Raw genomic sequence first — 17,490 nt, 5'->3', positions numbered from 1 at the left:
CGACGGAGATCTTGGTGCGGGAGTGCCCCTCCAGGGGCCGTTCCCTGCCAAGATCTCCGTCGTCGACCGTCAGCCGGTGACGGTGTCGCTGACGTGGCGCAGGACGGGCCGGGTGGTCAGGGCCGCCGGGGCCAGTGGGGCGTTCGTGCGCACCGTGAAGGTCGCCGTTTCCCCCGGCAGCAGGGTGACCAGCGCCTCGTCGACCTCGGCCGCCGGGTCGAGGCGGTCCGGGAAGAGCGTCAGGTCGCGCAGGACCGTGCGGGCGGTGACGCGGACCCGGTGCCCGCCGTCGACCGGCTCGACCGCCGCGTCGTACCCGGCCGGCGGCCAGTCGGCGTCGCGGTCCTCGGCGAAGAACCAGAGCGCCCGCTCGGCCGTCCCGCCCGCGTCGGCCACCAGCAGCTCGCGGCGGGCCTGCTCCGGCCGCGCCAGCTCCGCCGGCAGCGCCAGCTCGATCCTGGCGTACGCGGGGACGTCCAGCTCCAGCGTCGTCTTGGCCCGTGGCTCGCCGGTCAGGGTCAGCCGGGTCACCGAGGCGGTCGCCCGCCACGGGTTCGCCCCGTCGTTGACCGCGACCACGGCCAGGCCGCCCGCGCGGGGCTGGACGGTCAGCAGCCGGTCCGCGTACGCCCGGCGCAGCGCGTACCACAGCGGCTTGCGGCGACCGTCGCCGTCGACAGCCGACCACGAGGTCACCGGCCAGCAGTCGTTGAGCTGCCACACGATCGTGCCCGCGCAGACGTCCCGGTGGGAGCGGAAGTGCTCGACGGCGAGCTGGATCGCCCGCGCCTGGTTGAGCTGGGTCAGCCAGTGCCAGTCGTCGAAGTCCGCCGGTGGCGGCAGGTGGGCGTCGAGCCCTCGCCGGAGCTTGGCGTCGCCGTCGATCGCCTTCTGGTGGTGCGCCATGCCGGGCGAGTCGGGCGCCAGGGGCTCGTCCGACAGCGCCCGGCGCAGCGTCGCGTACGCGGGCGGGGCCTGGTAGCCGAACTCGGCGACGAAACGCGGCACGTACTCGCGGTACTTCGTGTAGTCGTCGGTGTTCCAGACGTCCCAGATGTGCGTGGTGCCGTGCGCCGGGTCGTTGGGGTGGATCTCCTCGCTGCCCGACCACGGGCTGCCCGGCCAGTACGGGCGCGTCGGGTCCAGCTCGGCCACGATCCGGGGCAGCAGCTCCAGGTAGTAGCCGCGCCCCCAGGTGCGCCCCGCGAGGGGCTCCTGCCAGTCCCAGTCGTGCCAGCCCCAGATGTTCTCGTTGTTGCCGGTCCAGAGCACCAGCGACGGGTGCGGTGCCAGCCGGACCACCTGCTCGGCGGCCTCGGCGGCCACCTCGGCGCGCAACGGCTCCTCCTCCGGGTAGGCGGCGCAGGCGAAGAGGAAGTCCTGCTGCACGAGCTGCCCCAGCTCGTCGGCGAGGTCGTAGAAGTCGTCCGACTCGTACCGCCCGCCGCCCCAGACGCGCAGCAGGTTGACGTTCGCGTCGGCGGCCTGCCGGAACCGGTGCGCCAGCCGGTCCCGGGTGATCCGGGTCAGGAACGCGTCGTCGGGGATCCAGTTGACCCCCCGGACGAAGACCGGGGTGTCGTTGACGTGCAGGGCGAACGGGGTGCCGTGCGCGTCGGGGGCGGTGTCGAGGCGTACGGAGCGGAACCCGATCCGGCGGGACCACGTGTCGAGCGGGCGGGCTTCGGCGTCGTACAGCGTCACCTCCAGCGGGTGCAGCGGCTGCTCGCCGTACCCCCGGGGCCACCACAGCGCCGGATCGCGGACGGTGAGGGTCAGCGCGGCCGTGCGCCGCCCGGCCGGGATCGTCGCCTCGGCGCGCACCCCCGCCACGGTCGCCCGCACGGCGAGCGGCGCGTCCCCGGCCCGCTCGACCTCGACGTGCAGCTCCACCCGGCCGTCGCCGGCCTCGACGGTCACCAGGGGACGCACGACGGCCAGCCGCGCCGCGGACCAGGCGTGCAGCCCGATCTCCTGCCAGATGCCGGCGGTGACCAGCGTCGGCCCCCAGTCCCAGCCGAAGTTGCAGGCCATCTTGCGGATGAACGGGAACGGCTCCGGATAGGCGTTCGGCCGGTCCCCGAGCCGGTCCCGCTGCGCCTCGGCGTAGCGGTAGGCGGAGTCGAAGCGTACGGCCAGGGTGTTGGACCCCGCGACCAGCAGCGACCGGACGTCGAAGCGGTGGCCGCGGTGCATGTTCTCGGCGCGGCCGACCTCGGCGCCGTTGAGCATGAGCGTGGCGACGGTGTCCAGGCCGGCGCAGACCAGGTCGACCCGCTCGTCGTCGCCCGGCTCGTGGCGGAAGGTGGTCTCGTAGACCCAGTCGGTACGCCCGATCCAGGCCAGCGCCTTCTCGTTGTCGTCCAGGTACGGGTCGGGAATCAGGCCGGCGGCGAGCAGGTCGGTGTGTACGCAGCCGGGGACGGTGGCCGGCACCGCGCGGCCCGCGATCGCGGGCGGCACCTGCGGTCCCGGTACCGCCCGCAGGGTCCAGTCCTCGTGCAACGCTTGCCGGGTCACGACTTCACCGCACCTTCCATGATTCCGCGGACGATCTGACGGCCGCCGACGAACAGCATCACCAGCAGCGGGAGGGTGGCGACCAGAGCGCCGGCCAGCACCCGCCGGTACAGCACGTAGTTGCCGCTGGCGAGGTCGGAGAGGGCGACCATCGAGGTCGGGTAGTCGGTGCCGCCGAGGGTGATCAGCGGCCACTGGAACTCGTTCCAGGTGGCGACGAAGGTCAGCAGGCCGAGCACCGCCATGGCGGGCCGGACCGCCGGCACCACCACGCTCCAGAAGATCCGCATGGTGCTCGCACCGTCCATCCGCGCGGCCTCGACCAGCTCGTCGGGGACCGCGTCGAGGATGAACTGCCGCATGTAGAAGACGCCGAACGCGGTGACCAGGCCGGGCACGATCACCGCGAGGAGGGTGCCGTTCCAGCCGCCCTCGCCGGGCATCCGGCCCATCAGGATGTAGAGCGCGACGACGCCGAGCTGGTTCGGCACCGTCATGGTCAGGACGACCATGACCATCAGCGCGTTGCGTCCCTTGAACCGCAGCTTGGCGAAGGCGAAGCCGGCCAGCGAGCAGAAGAAGAGCACCGACGCCGTCACCACCGACGACACGATCACGCTGTTGCCGAGCGACTGGAGGAAGAACACGTCCTGCATGGAGAAGACCTCCCGCAGGTTGGTGACCAGCTGACCACCGGGCAGCACCTGGGGCGGGATCTTCGCCAGCGCCTCGTCGGTGTTCGTGGCGATGACGAACATCCAGTAGAGCGGGAACGCCGAGAACGCGATCACGACGCTCAGGAACAGGTAGGTCCAGACGGTGCCGGGCATGTGCTGCGGCGCCCGGCCCGTCAGCGCCGCCCGCCGGGAGTTCGAAACCTTCACCTGCGCCTCCCTTCGTTCGCGACTGCGGGGCTCGCAAGCTCACTCCTCGCGCTCACCGGTGCCTGCCTTCGTTCGCGACTGCGGGGCTCGCAAGCTCACTCCTCGCGCTCACCGCTTACCACCTCCCAGGCGGTTGGTGATCAGGGCGTTGACCGCCGCGACGAGCAGGATGACCAGGAAGAGGGCCCAGGACATGGCGGCGGCGTAGCCGAGGTTGAGGTCCCGCCAGCCGACCTTGTAGATGAGCTGCGCGACGGTCTGCCACTGCCCGTCGTCGCCGCCGAGGCCCAGTGCCGGGTTGGCGTCGAAGAGCATCGGCTCGGTGAACAGTTGCAGGCCGCCGATGGTGGAGAGCACCACGGTGAAGATGACCACCGGCCGGATCATCGGCACGGTGATCCGCCAGAGCTGGCGCCACGGCCCTGCGCCGTCGACGGCGGCGGCCTCGTAGACGTCGCGCGGGATGGACTGCATGGCGGCCAGGTAGAGCAGCGCGTTGTAGCCGATCCACTTCCAGTTGACCATGGTGGCGATGGCGATCCACGAGGACCACTTGGCGGACCGCCAGTCGATCGGCGCGGTCTCGCCGGTGCCGAGCAGCGACAGCGCCCAGTTGGCGATGCCGGTGTCCCGGGCGAAGACCACGGAGAAGATCAGCGTGGAGGCCGTCACCGGGGTGATGTACGGCAGCAGCACCCCGACCCGGAACCAGGTCTGGGCCCGCAGCTTCCGGTTCAGCAGCGACGCGACGACCAGCGCCAGCAGCAGCTGCGGCACGGTGGAGAGCAGGAAGATGCCGAAGGTGTTGGAGAGCGCGTTGAAGAAGTCGTCGTCGGTGAACAGGCGGCGGAAGTTCTCCAGCCCGGCCCAGCCGGTCAGCGTCGGGTCGTCGAGCCGCCAGTGGCGCAGGGCGACGACGCCGTTGAAGACGATCGGGAAGAGCCCGAAGACGGCGAACAGCAGGAAGAACGGGGCGATCAGCAAATACGGCACGTAGCGCATGTCGAAGCGGTGCAGCCGGGTGCGCCAGGGGCCGGGCTCGTAGGGGCGGTTCCGGTGGCTGGCCGTCGCGCCGGAGTCCCGGCCGGGCCGGGGCGTCGCGGGGGCGGCGCGGGTGGTGGACATGGGGGGACCTCCAGGGGACCGGATGGGGCGGCCGGTCGGGACGGGGCGACCCGCCCCGACCGGCGTACGGTCAGGACTTGGCGGCCTTCTCGGCTTCCTTGACCGCCTCGGTCCACGCCTGGTCGGGCTTGCCCTTCAGGTTTCCGGTGGCCAGCCGGTTCAGGACGTTCTCCACCGCCACCCGGGTCGGGCCGTTCCGGCGGCCGAGGTACTGCGGGGTCAGGTTCTCCGCCGTCCTGGAGAAGATCTGGCCGACCGGGGCGTCGCTGAAGAAGGGGTTGGTGAAGTCCCTGATCGCCGGGTCCTGGTAGAGCGCCGGCTGGGAGGGCAGGTTGCCGACCTTCTTGAAGATCTCGATCTGCTGCTCGGGCTGGATCAGCCACTCGACGAACTTGTACGCCTCGTCGACGTTCCTGCCCTGCTTGGGGATGGTCAGGAACGAGCCGCCCCAGTTGCCGCCCCCGCCGGGGATGGCGGCCACGTCCCACTTGCCGCTGGTGCCGGGCGCGGTGTTCTTGATGTGCCCCTGCATCCAGGCCGGGCAGGCGAGCACGGCGAAGTTGCCCTTGACGAAGCCGCTGTTCCACTCGGGGGAGAACGCGGTGAGGTTGGCCGAGAGGTCGGCGGCGATGGTCCGGGCCGCCACGTCGAAGGCGACCTTCGGGCCGCCGTCCATCTTCAGCGCCTCGCTCTCGTCGTAGAAGCCGACCGGCTGCTGCCCGAGGACGGGGTTGAAGATGTTGGTGCCGGCGTCGATGAACTTCTTGCCGCTCCTGGCCGTGTACTGCTGGCCGACCTCGATGAACCTGTCCCAGGTGGGCCAGAGCGCGGAGACCTGGTCGCGTGCGGTGGGCAGACCGGCTGCGGCGAACAGGTCGGTGCGGTAGCACATGGCCAGGCCGCCGACGTCGGTGCCGAGGCCGATCTGGGCCTTGCCGTCGGGCGTCAGGGTCTGCTTCCACTTCCACGGCAGGTACTTCTGCTCGTACGCGCCGGCGCCCTTGTCGAGCAGGTTGACGAACTTGTCGGCCTGGCCGCGGAACTGGACGACGAAGCCCTCGTCGACGGCGGCGATGTCCGGCGCGCCGGAGCCGGCGACGAGCTTCTTCTGCAGGTCCTCGTGCTGGGCGTTGTACTCGCCGGTGTTCAGGCTGATCTTGACGTTCGGGTTCGCGTCCTCGTACTTCGTCTTGAGCTCGTCGAGCCCGAAGTCGCCCCAGAAGTTGATTTTGAGGGTGACCGGGCCGCCCGCCCGGGACTCGCCGCCACCCCCGCTGTTGCCGCTGCACGCCGCGACCATGACCAGGCTGACCGCGCCGACGGCGGCCGCCCTGGCCCAGTGCGTCAAGGACCGTCTCATGTCATCCTCCGCGCCAGATGGGATCGCTCCCGACATCGAGAGCCGTTGACTGAACCGGATAAGTTCCGCCACCGTACGGTCCGGTTTCGGCAGTGTCAACGGGCAGTCACCGCAGGCATCTCGCGGTAATCTGCATCGGCGTGGGAGCGCGATCATGGGAGGTGGAACCATTTTGGTGAGAGAACGGAACGCGCGCCAGCGGCACGGTCCGAGTCGCCCCACGATCACTTAACCGAGAAAGTCGGCGACCGGCCCGGCGGCGCGCCCCGGTCGCGCCGGCCCGATCCGGGGGCGGTGCAGTAGCGTGGACCGCCGCCGGTCGCCCCGGCCTCGTGGTGACACCCGCCCGGGCGGGAGAGTGGAGGAGTACGCCGGTGAAGCGGCCCACGATCGCCGACGTCGCCCGCCGTGCCGGGGTGTCGAAGGGGGCGGTCTCCTACGCGCTGAACGGCCAGCCCGGGGTCTCCGAGGCCACCCGGCAGCGGATCCTCGCCATCGCCGCCGAGATCGGCTTCAACCCGAGCCGCGCCGCCCGCTCCCTCTCCGGGGCCACCGCCGACGCGGTCGGCCTGACCCTGTGCCGCCCGGCCCGCACGCTCGGCATCGAGCCGTTCTTCATGGAGCTGATCAGCGGCGTCGAGGCCGAACTCTCCGCCCGGTCGTACGCCCTCACCCTCCAGGTGGTGGCCGACCAGGACGCGGAGGTCGCGGTCTACCGCCGGTGGTGGGGCGAGCGCCGCGTCGACGGCGTCCTCGTCTGCGACCTGCGCGCCGACGACCGCCGGGTGCCGGTGCTGGAGGAGCTGGGCCTGCCCGCGGTGGTGATCGGCGGCCCGGGCGGCACCGGCGGGCTGGCCAGCGTCTGGTCCGACGACGCGGCGGCGCTGGTGGAGACCGTGGAGTACCTGGTCGCCCTCGGCCACCGCCGCATCGCCCGCGTCGGCGGGCTGCCCGCCCTGCTGCACACCGAGATCCGCACCGAGGCGTTCACCCAGGTGTGCCGCCGGCTCGGCCTGGCCGACGCGGTCACCGTGCCGTCGGACTACACCGGCGAGGAGGGCGCCCGCGCCACCCGGCGGCTGCTCAGCTCGGCCGGCCGCCCCACCGCCGTGATCTACGACAACGACGTGATGGCGATAGCGGGGCTGTCGGTGGCCCAGGAGATGGGTCTCGCCGTGCCGGGCGACCTGTCCATCGTGGCGTGGGACGACTCGCCCCTCTGCCAGCTGGTACACCCGCCGCTGACCGCGCTCGGCCGGGACATCCCGGCGTACGGCGCGCACGCCGCCCGGCAACTGCTCGCGGTGATCGGCGGCGCGCCGGCCGACCGCGTCCAGGACGAGACGGCCCACCTGACCCCCCGGGGCAGCACGGCGCCGCCGCGCGCGAGCTGAGGCGGACCGCGCCGACCCGGGCGCCCGTCCATCGACCTCCCGACCCGGGGCCGCAGGCGCTCACCCGCGCCCCTGCGCGCCGACCTGATCGGTTCACCGCACACCCGGGCCGCGCGGCGGCGCCCGGGCCACCCGCCCGCCCGGCTCCGCGCTCCCGAGGCCGGCGGGCCTGCCTCCGATCAACGTGAACGTCTGGTGTCGGGACGTTGATGGTGGTAACTTTCTCGCCACTTGCAAGACCTTGCAGAAACATCCGTCATCTCATGACGTGACCCGTCACATCACTGTCCGGTCCGGACATCCCCCAGCACCGACGGCTGTCACGCAAGGCGCCCCCTTCCCCCTCGGCCCTCGCCGACAACCACCCCCGAGGAGCTCCGATGCATTCCCGCACCGGACGACGACGGCTGATCGCGGCGGCGCTGGCCGCCGGGCTCACCGTCGGGCTGGCCCCGCTCAGCACGGCCTCCGCCGCGAACTCCGTGACCGTCTACTACCGACCCGCCGCCACCTGGACCGGCCAGGTCAACATCCACTACGCCCCGGACGGCGGCGCGTGGACGCCCGTGCCCGGGGTGGCGATGGAGGCGGCGTGCGCCGGCTGGCGCAAGCGCACCGTCGACGTCGGCACCGCCACCGGCCTCCAGGTCGTGTTCAACCACAACGGCACGACCTGGGACAACAACCGGGGCGCGAACTACCGCACCGGCACCGGGACGGTGACCGTCGCGGACGGCGTGGTCGGCACGGCCGATCCCTGCGCCGGCTCCCCGACGCCCACCCCGTCGAACCCGCCGACCGGCCGGACGGCCGACGTCTGGTACCACCTCGGGACGCGGGGCTGGGCCACCGCGAACATCCACCACCAGGTCGCCGGCGGCGCCTGGACCACCGTTCCCGGCGTACCGATGGAGGCTGGCTGCGCCGGGTGGGCCCGGCGGGTCGTCGACCTCGGCACCGCCGGCACGCTGCGGGCGGCGTTCAACGACGGCGCCGGCGCCTGGGACAACAACAACGGCGCGGACTACACGCTGGGCGCCGGGGTGAGCACCGTCCAGGCGGGGGTGGTGACCGCCGGCACGGCCGCACCGTGCGCCCCCGGCACGCCGGACACCACGGCGCCGTCCGTACCCACCGGCCTGGGCGCGACCGCGAATGGGCTGCGGGTCGCGGTGTCCTGGGCGGCGTCCACCGACGACCGGGGGGTGACCGGCTACCGGCTCACCCGCACCGGCGGGCCGCAGGGCACCGTCACGGTGAGCACCGCCGCCACCGGCCACATCGACGCCGCCCTGAGCCCGCACACCCGCTACGAGTACACCGTCCGGGCGTACGACGCGGCCGGCAACACCTCCCCGGCCAGCGCCCCCGTGGCGGTCACCACCGGGGCCACCGCGCCCCCGCCGGCAGCCGGCACCCCGCTCGGCGGCGACCCCCGCGAGGACAGCATCTACTTCGTGATGACCGCCCGGTTCGCCGACGGCGACGCCGCCAACAACCGGGGCGGCAGCCAGCACGTGAAGTCCGGCAACGCGGCCAACGACGACCCGATGTTCCGCGGCGACTTCAAGGGCCTGATCGACAAGCTCGACTACGTCAAGGGGCTCGGCTTCTCCGCCCTCTGGATCACCCCGGTCGTGCTGAACCGCTCCGACTACGACTTCCACGGCTACCACGGCTGGGACTTCCAGCGGGTCGACCCCCGGTTGGAGAGCCCCGGCGCGAGCTACCAGGACCTGATCAACGCCGCGCACGCCAAGGGCATCAAGATCTTCCAGGACGTGGTCTACAACCACAGCTCGCGGTGGGGCGCCAAGGGGCTGTTCACCCCGACGGTGTACGGCGTCCGCGACGAGCAGTGGAAGTGGATGTACAGCAGGCAGGAGGCGGGGCGCGAGTACGACCCCACGGTCGAGCACCCCGGCACCGACCCGGAGCTGACCCCGGCGCAGAACGCCCTCGCCAAGGGCCGCCCCTACAACGGGGACGTCTGGTCGGGCACCGCGCCGGCCGGCAACCAGTGCCCGCGCTGGGGCGCCCCGGCCGGCACCAGCCCCGAGGGCTTCCGCCTCTACGAGTGCCAGTGGCCCACCCCGACCAGCAAGCTCTTCCCGGCCGACCTCTACCACCAGTGCTGGATCGGCAACTGGGAGGGCGAGGACTCGCGTAGCTGCTGGCTGCACGAGGACCTGGCCGACCTCAACACCGAGAACGCCGCCGTGCAGAAGTACCTGATCGACGCGTACAACAGGTTCATCGACATGGGGGTGGACGGCTTCCGCGTCGACACGGCCGTGCACATCCCCCGCGTCACCTGGAACCGGCGGTTCCTGCCCGCCATCCAGCAGCACGCGCTCGCCACGCACGGCGAGTCCGGGCGCGACTTCTACGTCTTCGGCGAGGTCGCCGCGTTCGTCAACGACAAGTGGAACCGGGGCTCGGTCAACCACTCGGCGCAGTTCTTCACCTGGAAGGAGCGCAAGGAGTACAGCCCCGACGACGTGCGGGCCGCCATCGAGCAGTACGACCACGAGCAGCTGATCGGCCCGAGCGGCCAGCCCACCAGCGACAACGCGTTCCTGCGCGGCAACACCTACCACGCGCCGGACCACTCGAAGTTCTCCGGCATGAACGTCATCGACATGCGCATGCACATGAACTTCGGGGACGCGAACAACGCCTTCGGCAACGGCAGGGACTCCGACGACAGCTACAACGACGCGACCTACAACGTCGTGTACGTCGACAGCCACGACTACGGCCCGAACAAGTCGAACACCCGGTACACCGGCGGCACCGACGCCTGGGCGGAGAACATGAGCCTGATGTGGACGTTCCGGGGGATCCCGACGCTCTACTACGGTTCCGAGATCGAGTTCCAGAAGGGCGCGAAGATCGACTGCGGCCCGACCTGCCCGCTGGCCACCACCGGCCGCGCCTACTACGGCGACCACCTGGCGGGCACGGTCACCGCGACGGACTTCGGCCGGGTCGGCACGGCCACCGGACCGGTGGCCGCCACCCTGGACAAGCCGCTGGTGAAGCACGTGCAGCGCCTCAACCAGATCCGCCGGGCGGTGCCCGCCCTGCAGAAGGGGCAGTACTCGACCGAGGGGATCAGCGGCGCCATGGCGTACAAGCGGCGCTTCACCGCCGGCGGCGTGGACAGCTTCGCACTGGTCACGGTCTCCGGGAGCGCGACGTTCACCGGAGTGCCCAACGGCCGGTACGTCGACGCGGTCACCGGCGACGTCCGGACCGTCAGCAACGGAACGCTGGCGGCGACCGTCAGCGGCAAGGGCAACCTGCGCGTGTACGTGCTGGACCTGCCGGGCAACCCGGCACCGGGCAAGGTCGGCGAGACCGGCCCCTACCTGCGGTGACATCGGTGTCGGGGCGGTCGGCACGGTCGCCCCGACACCGGCTGCGCAGCGCCTCGCGCGCCCTGCTCCTCCAGGCTGCGGCCCGACCCGCACTCGGGTCGGGCCGCCGCTCACGCCGGCACCACCGGCAACTGGAGTTCGGTGACGCCCTTCGCCGGGTCCTCCGCGCAGTAGTCCAGGTACAGCTCGCGGACGTAGCCGTCGGCCCGCCAGCCGTTCGCCTCGATCCAGGCGGCGAGCGCCTGCACGCTGCCCTCCACCTCGTCCATCGGCCCGTGATGGATGATCGTCGCGGCGGCGGGCACCGGGGGCAGGTCGACGACCGCGAAGTCCCGGGCCGCCGCGGGGTCTTCGGCCACCGTCACCCCGGCGTGCACCACCACGGCCTCGCCCTCCCCCGCCGCTTCGTACCAGGCCAGGCTCGGGCCGCTGGGGGCGACGCCCGCCTCGCCGAGGCGCCGGAACAGCTCCGGGTAGAGCGGCTGGATCACGGTGGAGATGTCCGGGGTCTCGTAGCTGCGGGCCACCGCGGTCAGCTCCGCCACGCGGACCGCGGGCAGTTCCTTGAGTACGACGTCCTGGCTGGTCATCCGACCCTCCGTCTCGATCATGCGGAGCCTCGCCTCGACCCCGGCCAGCCGGGCGGTGTCGGCCGCCAGCTGGGCCTCCAGCTGGGACCGGCGCAGCCGCAGCATGCCGCGCAGCTCGGCGACCTCGACGGTGTCGTCGAGGATCGCCCGCACCTGCCCGAGGGTGAGCCCGAGTTCCTTGAGGGCGATCACCCGGTTGAGCCGGTGCAGCTGCTCGGCCCGGTAGGACCGGTACCCGGTGTGCGGGTCGACGGCGGCCGGGCGGAGCAGCCCGATGCCGTCGTAGTGGCGCAGCATGCGGACCGACACGCGGCCGAGCCTGGCGAAGTCTCCGATGGTGAACATGGCCCCTCACACGTTCGGCCCTGACACGGTGTCAGAGTCAACCAGGCGGGGCGGGGCCCCGCGGGCCGCCCGGTCAGCGCGAGGCCGAGGGGAACTCCTCGAAGTACGCCTCGACCCGCTCCGCGGTGGCCGGGCGGGCCAGCGCGAAGCCCTGCCCGTACCGGCAGCCGGCCCGCCGCGCGCCGTCGACCAGGCCGGCCGACTCCAGTTCCTCGGCCACGATGTCCAGACCCAGGCGGTCCCCCACGTTCACCACCACGTCGATCAGCGGGCGCTGCGGGTCCGCCGGGTCCACCAGCTGCGGGCCGACCTTGAGCAGGTCGATCGGCAACCGGCGCAGCTGCGCCAGCGAGGCGTGCTCGGCCCGGAAGTCGTCCAGCGCGGTGCGCACGCCCAGCGAACGCAGCCCGGCCAGCCGGGCCACCACGGTCGGCAGCTCGGCGCCCACCCGGGGCTCCGCCACCTCGACCACCAGCCGGTCCGGCGCCAACCCGTACGCGTCGAGCACGGCCGCCGTGCGCGGCACGAAGTCGGGTGAGGCCAGCTCCCGGACGGTCACGTTGACCGCCATCCAGAGCTGCCGGCTGCCCGCCGACCAGGCGGCGAGCTGCCGGCAGGCCCGGTCGAGCACCCAGCAGCCCAGCTCGCCCACGATGTCGAGGTCCTCGGCCACCGGCAGGAACTCGGCGGGGAGCACCGTGCCGAGCACCGGGCTGCGCCAGCGCAGCAGCGCCTCCGTGCCCACCGGCTGCCGGTCGGTCAGGTCGAGCACCGGCTGGTAGACGAGGTCCAGCTCGCCCCGGGCGACCGCCCCGGGCAGCTCCCGTTCCAGGTCGAGCCGGCGGACGAGCTGCTCCTCCAGATAGGCGTCGTACCACTCGACCCGGTCCCGGCCGAGCTGCACGGCCCGCCGCCGGGCCAGGTCCGCCTGGCGCAGCACGTCCTCCGGGCCGCCGTTGCCGATCTCGGCCAGCCCGATGCCGGCCCGCAGCCGCAGCGCCCCGCCCGCCGTCCGGTAGGGCTCGGTGAGCGCGGCGAGCAGCCGGGTGCCCAGCGCGTACGCCAGCACCGGCCCGACCTCGGTGACCACGGCGAAGCCGGTGGCGGTGACGTCGGCGAGCAGGTCGCGGGGACCGACGACCGCGCGGGCCCGGCGGACGGCCTCGGCCAGCACGTCCTCGCGGCCCTGGTGCCCGTCGGCGGCGGGGCCGGTTCCGTCGAGGTCGACGACGAGCAGCGCGCCGGCGGGACCCGGCGCGTCGCGGAGGGTGGCGAGGGCTCGCAGCAGCGCGGCCCGGTCCACGGGCGCGCCCGAGTGGTCCGGGTCCGCCGGGCGATGCCGGACCGGCGGGCCGTCGGGGCCGGTCGACCGCGCCGGGTCGTCCGCCCGGAGCAGGTCGCGGAGCACCAGCGGCGGGGCCAACGCGAGGGCGAGCAGGACCGCGGTGAGGTCCGGCGGCCCGCCGTCACGGAGCTGCCACCCGACGGCCGCCACGGCCGCGACGGCCGGAACCACCGCCCGGGGCCACACCATGGCCGGCGGGGCGGGCGGGTCCGGCTCCGGGCGGGTCGCCCGTCGCGCCCCCGCCGCCGTCAGCAGCACCCCACCCACCAGCGGGGGTACGGACACCAGCGCCGCCCGCCCCGGTGCCGTGCCCGTCTGCACCGCGGCCAGCATCACCAGCCCGGACAGGGTGAGCGCCGCCCCGCCCCGGCAGCGGGCCGCGCCGGTACGCCGGTGCGGCCCGGTCAGCACCAGGAGCACGGCGAGCGCGAGCCCGCCCAGGGCCACGGCCACGGCGAACCGCGCCGTCGGGTCGAGCGGGTCGCGGGGCAGCAGCAGCCAGCCGGCGAGGACCAGCCCCAGGCCGGCGGCGGTCGCGTCGACGGCCCCGCGCAGCCGGACCCGGGCGGACGGGCGGGGCCGCCGCGCCGCCGGAGGCAGACCCGCGACGAACAACGCGGCGGAGGCGGCCAGCCCCGACACCACGACGGCGGACCGTTGGCCCGGTTCGGCGAGCGGGAGCACGGCGGCGGTGAGCCCCGCCGTCACCACCGCGGCGTCGAGCAGCACGGCGACGCGGCGGGGCGGCGCCGCGCGCCGGCGGGCGGCGCGGGACCGGGTCGGGACCTGTGCGGGGACGGGCGCCGGCGGCGGGGCGGCGGTGAGCCGGGAGAGCCGCGCGCCCGCCAGGGCGCAGCTGACCGCGCCGGCCAGCGCCACGACGGCCAGGGCGGGCACCCGACCGGCCGCGCCGGCGAGCAGGAGCAGCGCGACGGCGGCGAGGACGAGGGTGTCCGGCAGTGCGGGACGGGGGATGGACGCGCGTTGCGGGTACGCGAGGGGCACGGCGGTCGCCTTCGTGAGGGGGCACGGGCGGTGCGACGGTGCGGGGCGCCGGACCCGGGGTCGGTCCGCTGCCCACCAGTCGCCAACGAGCGGGCACGAGGGCGGTGACGCCCGGGCGACCGTGATCCCCGTCACTGACGGCCGCGGTGCGCCCCGGTGCCGCCCGGCGCGTACCGGGGCCGGCAGGGGTGGGATCATCGGGGGGTGAGCAGCTCCGACACCGTCCACTTCCGGCACAACCAGGCCATCCTGGCCGCCGCGATCGTCGCCTTCTTCGGCGCCCTGCCGGTGGCCGGCGCCCGGTGGTACCTGCTGCCGGTGCTGCTCGTCCCGCTCGCCGTCACGGTGTGGGCGTGGCGGGCCGGCACCGACGCGGACGCCCGCGAGCTGCGCCTGCGGGCGCTGGTCGGGCAGCGCCGGATCAGCTGGGACCGGGTCGTCGAGCTGGCCGCCGACCCGCGCGGTCGGGCGGTCGCCCGGCTCGACGACGGCCAGCGCGTCACGCTGCCGGCCGTACGCGGCTCCGACCTGCCCCGGCTGGTCTCGGCCACCGGTCAGACCCTGCCCGGCGCGGCCGGCTGAGCACCGCCGCGCCGGCACCGGTCAGTAGCCGTCCACCACCGTGTTGATCAGCGGCTCGCCGGCGGCGAACCGGCGGACCTGGTCGCCGACCAGCCGGTACGCGCGCGGCAGCAGGCCGCGCACCGATCCGGCGACGTGCGGGGTGAGCAGCACGTTCGGCATCGTCCACAGCTCGTGGTCGGCGGGCAGCGGCTCGGGATCGGTGACGTCCAGCGCGGCCGAGATCCGGCCGGTACGCAGCTCGGCGACCAGCGCCTGAGTCCGGGCAACCGGCCCACGGGCGGCGTTGACCAGCAGCGCGCCGTCCCGCATCGCGGCGAGGAACCTCTCGTCGACCAGCCCCCGGGTGTGCTCGGTCAGCGGCACCAGCAGCACCACCACGTCGGCCTCGGGAAGCAGCCCCGGCAGCTCCTCGACGCCGTGCACGCCCTGCTCGGGACGGGCGGTCCGGGCCACCAGCGTGAAGCTCACCTCGAAGGGCGCGAGCCGGTCCCGCACCGCCGTGCCGATCGAGCCCGCCCCGACGATCAGCACCCGCTTGCCGGTCAGCTCGTCGCTGGGGGCCACCTCGTCGTACGCCCAGTCGCGCCGGGCCTGCGCGCGGGCGAGGGCCGGGAAGCCGCGCAGCTGGGACAGGATCGCCGCGACCACCCACTCGGCCGTGGACGGGTCGTGCACCCCCCTGGCGTCGCAGAGCGTCACCCCCTGCGGGACCCGGCCGGCCCACGCGTCCGCCCCGGCGGAGAGGAGCTGCACCACGGCCAGGTCGGGCAGCTCGCGCAGCAGCGCGGTGGCGTCCCCGCCGGCCAGGAAGGGCGGCACCCAGAACCGGACGCCGGCGGTGTCCGAGGGGAGCCGGGAGACGTCCTCGGCCACCTCGACCGTGACCTCCGGCGGCAGCTCACCGAGGAGTGTCCGGCCGGCCTGGTGCGGGATCCATACCTTCACGCCCGCCGACGATAGCCCCCGGCGGTGGTGCCCGCCGCGCGGGGCGGCCCCCGGCACCCGACGGGCCCGCCCGACGCGGCTGAGGTGATCAGGGCGACGCTCCGGCGACCGCGTCGATTCTGGTCCGGAGGGGGTATAAGGGAGGACCGGAGTGCCGGTCGGCCTCCATCCGGCACGGACAGGTGGTCAATGACCGACGGCTCCCGCGACGACGCCCCGGAGCGGGCCGACCCGATCCCGGCGCTCCGCGATCCCGACCGGCTGCGCTCCCTCGCCGAGACCCGGCTGACGGCCGCCCCCGACGAGGCGTTCGACAGGTTCGCCCGGCTGGTCGGGGACCTGCTCGACGTGCCGGTCGCGCTGGTCTCCCTGGTCGACGCCGAACGCCAGTTCTTCCCCGGCGAGGTGGGCCTGGCCCGGCCGTGGGCCGCCCGGCGGCAGACCCCGCTCAGCCACTCGTTCTGCCAGCACGTCATCGACCTCGGCACCCCGATGGTGCTGCCGGACGCCCGCCTCCATCCCGCCCTGCGGGACAACCTCGCCGTGCCCGAGCTGGGCGTGGTGGCGTACGCCGGGATGCCGCTGACCGATCTGGAGGGACGCGTCCTCGGGTCGCTCTGCGCGATCGACGACAAGCCGCGCGACTGGACCGCCGAGCAGTTGCGGACGCTCGCCGACCTGGCCGCCGCCTGCTCCTCGGAGCTGCGGCTGCGGATCGCCCTGGAGGGCGCCGAGCAGGCCCGGCGGCGCACCGAGGAGGCCAACGGCCGGCTGGAGCTGCTGGCCGGGCTGGCGGGGACCCTGGCCGGGACGCTCGACGTGGCCACCGCGCTGCGCCACCTGCGCGACACGATGGTGCCGCTGCTGGCCGACTGGTCGCTGGTGACCCTGGTCGGGCCCGACGGGGCGCCGCGCGACGTGACCGCCGCGCACCGCGACCCGGCCCGTGCCCCCGACGTCGCCCGCTTCGCCGAGCTGATGCGCACGGGGTTGAGCCCCGACTCGATCACCCGGGCGGTGCTGCGTACCGGGCGGCCCGTGCTGGGCGGCGCCGCCACCCTCGCCGACGTGCGGCGGGGCACGATCGGGCCGGAGATGCCGGAGATCGCCGCCCGCCTCGGCTTCTCCTCGCACCTCAGCGTGCCGATCACCGACGCCGGGCGGGTGCTCGGCAGCATCACCCTGATCAACGGGCCGCAACGACGGCACTTCGACGACAGCGACCTGCTCATCGCCGAGGACGTCGGCCGCCGGGCCGGACAGGCGATCGGCAACAGCCGGATGTACGGCGAACAGCGGCACGTCGCGCACGTCCTGCAACACAGCATGCTGCCGCGGCTGCCCGTCACCGACGACCTCGAACTGGCCGCCCGCTACCAGCCGGCGGCGGACCGGGTCGAGGTCGGCGGCGACTGGTACGACGCCTTCCGTCAGCCCGGCGGGGAGCTGATCGCGGCGATCGGCGACGTGGCCGGGCACGACATCGAGGCCGCCGCGACCATGGGACAGCTGCGCAACCTCGTCCGGGGCAACGCGTACGGCCGGTCCGACGCGGTCGGCGAGCTGATGAGCCGCCTCGACGAGACGATCCGCGGGCTGCACATCCCCGCCGCGGCCACCGCGACCCTCGTACGGCTGCACGCCGACGACGCCGGCGGCCAGCGGGTCACCTGGTGCAACGCGGGCCATCCCGCGCCGCTCGTGGTCCGGGCCGGGGGCAGGGTGGAGGTGCTCGCCGGGACGCCGGAGCCGCTGCTCGGGCTGAACCGTCAGGTGCGGCGGACCAGCCGGCACGCCCACCTTGCCACCGGCGACACCCTGCTGCTCTACACCGACGGCCTCATCGAGCGGCGGGACCGGTCCATCGACGAGGGGATGACCGAGCTGGTCGCCCGGCTGGGCGGCACGGACCGGCTGCCGCTGGGCGAGCTCTGCGACCTGCTGCTGACCGCCGCGCCCCGCCGGGAGGACGACGTCGCGCTGCTCGCCGTCCGGGCGATCTGACCGCC

The 17,490-nt window shown here is 73.9% G+C and carries 11 protein-coding genes; 4 read left to right on the top strand and 7 right to left on the bottom strand.

What is annotated here, in order from left to right; translation table 11 throughout:
* Positions 1-69: 69 nt before the first annotated feature.
* The 4 genes from AB0883_RS00365 to AB0883_RS00350 form a co-directional block, all read right to left on the bottom strand.
* Positions 70-2,520: a glycoside hydrolase family 2 protein gene (locus tag AB0883_RS00365; RefSeq protein ID WP_366638265.1), complete on the bottom strand. Its 2,451-nt coding sequence runs from the start codon at positions 2,518-2,520 to the stop codon at positions 70-72.
* On the bottom strand, positions 2,517-3,350 hold the full coding sequence (locus AB0883_RS00360) for a carbohydrate ABC transporter permease (protein WP_366640194.1): 834 nt from the start codon (positions 3,348-3,350) through the stop codon (positions 2,517-2,519). Before AB0883_RS00360 ends, AB0883_RS00365 begins: the two co-directional genes overlap by 4 nt.
* A gap of 162 nt (positions 3,351-3,512) precedes the next feature.
* Complete coding sequence (locus tag AB0883_RS00355; protein WP_366638264.1) at positions 3,513-4,529, bottom strand: sugar ABC transporter permease; 1,017 nt, start codon at positions 4,527-4,529, stop codon at positions 3,513-3,515.
* 70 nt (positions 4,530-4,599) lie between these two features.
* Positions 4,600-5,889, bottom strand: coding sequence for an extracellular solute-binding protein (locus tag AB0883_RS00350; protein ID WP_366638262.1), 1,290 nt, complete (start codon positions 5,887-5,889; stop codon positions 4,600-4,602).
* 374 nt (positions 5,890-6,263) lie between these two features.
* On the opposite strand from AB0883_RS00350, the gene AB0883_RS00345 reads away from it, so the two are divergent.
* Together AB0883_RS00345 and AB0883_RS00340 are read left to right on the top strand one after the other, a co-directional pair.
* Entirely contained in the window at positions 6,264-7,283 is a 1,020-nt protein-coding gene (locus AB0883_RS00345) for a LacI family DNA-binding transcriptional regulator (protein WP_366638261.1), read from the top strand.
* A 380-nt stretch (positions 7,284-7,663) separates the two neighbouring features.
* Positions 7,664-10,666 carry a carbohydrate binding domain-containing protein gene (locus AB0883_RS00340; protein ID WP_366638259.1) on the top strand — a complete coding sequence of 1,001 codons (3,003 nt, stop codon included), beginning with the start codon at positions 7,664-7,666 and terminating at the stop codon, positions 10,664-10,666.
* A gap of 110 nt (positions 10,667-10,776) precedes the next feature.
* On the opposite strand, the gene AB0883_RS00335 is transcribed toward AB0883_RS00340, so the two are convergent.
* Together AB0883_RS00335 and AB0883_RS00330 are read right to left on the bottom strand one after the other, a co-directional pair.
* On the bottom strand, positions 10,777-11,601 hold the full coding sequence (locus AB0883_RS00335; protein WP_366638257.1) for a MerR family transcriptional regulator: 825 nt from the start codon (positions 11,599-11,601) through the stop codon (positions 10,777-10,779).
* 73 nt (positions 11,602-11,674) lie between these two features.
* Complete coding sequence (locus tag AB0883_RS00330; RefSeq protein WP_366638256.1) at positions 11,675-13,951, bottom strand: bifunctional diguanylate cyclase/phosphodiesterase; 2,277 nt, start codon at positions 13,949-13,951, stop codon at positions 11,675-11,677.
* Between the two features lie 204 nt (positions 13,952-14,155).
* On the opposite strand from AB0883_RS00330, the gene AB0883_RS00325 reads away from it, so the two are divergent.
* The gene (locus AB0883_RS00325) at positions 14,156-14,533 is read left to right on the top strand and encodes a PH domain-containing protein (RefSeq protein ID WP_366638254.1); all 378 of its coding nucleotides are present in this window, start codon (positions 14,156-14,158) and stop codon (positions 14,531-14,533) included.
* A gap of 21 nt (positions 14,534-14,554) precedes the next feature.
* Here the strand turns inward: AB0883_RS00325 and AB0883_RS00320 are convergent, their stop codons facing one another.
* Positions 14,555-15,481 carry a 2-hydroxyacid dehydrogenase gene (locus tag AB0883_RS00320; RefSeq protein WP_366638253.1) on the bottom strand — a complete coding sequence of 309 codons (927 nt, stop codon included), beginning with the start codon at positions 15,479-15,481 and terminating at the stop codon, positions 14,555-14,557.
* A 189-nt stretch (positions 15,482-15,670) separates the two neighbouring features.
* Here AB0883_RS00320 and AB0883_RS00315 point away from each other — a divergent pair, with 189 nt between their 5' ends.
* Positions 15,671-17,485: a SpoIIE family protein phosphatase gene (locus AB0883_RS00315; RefSeq protein ID WP_366638251.1), complete on the top strand. Its 1,815-nt coding sequence runs from the start codon at positions 15,671-15,673 to the stop codon at positions 17,483-17,485.
* Positions 17,486-17,490 lie beyond the last annotated feature (5 nt).

This window comes from Micromonospora sp. NPDC047812 (assembly GCF_040704175.1).
In the GTDB taxonomy this organism is placed as follows: Bacteria; Actinomycetota; Actinomycetes; order Mycobacteriales; family Micromonosporaceae; genus Micromonospora.
The sequence above is the reverse complement of the archived record's forward strand: the minus strand, read 5'-3'. Positions and strand labels throughout refer to the sequence as shown.

Coding starts and splice junctions, on each gene's coding strand:
- AB0883_RS00355 (WP_366638264.1), bottom strand. CDS start 4,529: ATGTCCACCACCCGCGCCGCCCCCGCGACGCCCCGGCCCGGCCGGGAC.
- AB0883_RS00335 (WP_366638257.1), bottom strand. CDS start 11,601: ATGTTCACCATCGGAGACTTCGCCAGGCTCGGCCGCGTGTCGGTCCGC.
- AB0883_RS00360 (WP_366640194.1), bottom strand. CDS start 3,350: ATGCCCGGCACCGTCTGGACCTACCTGTTCCTGAGCGTCGTGATCGCG.
- AB0883_RS00315 (WP_366638251.1), top strand. CDS start 15,671: ATGACCGACGGCTCCCGCGACGACGCCCCGGAGCGGGCCGACCCGATC.
- AB0883_RS00340 (WP_366638259.1), top strand. CDS start 7,664: ATGCATTCCCGCACCGGACGACGACGGCTGATCGCGGCGGCGCTGGCC.
- AB0883_RS00350 (WP_366638262.1), bottom strand. CDS start 5,889: ATGAGACGGTCCTTGACGCACTGGGCCAGGGCGGCCGCCGTCGGCGCG.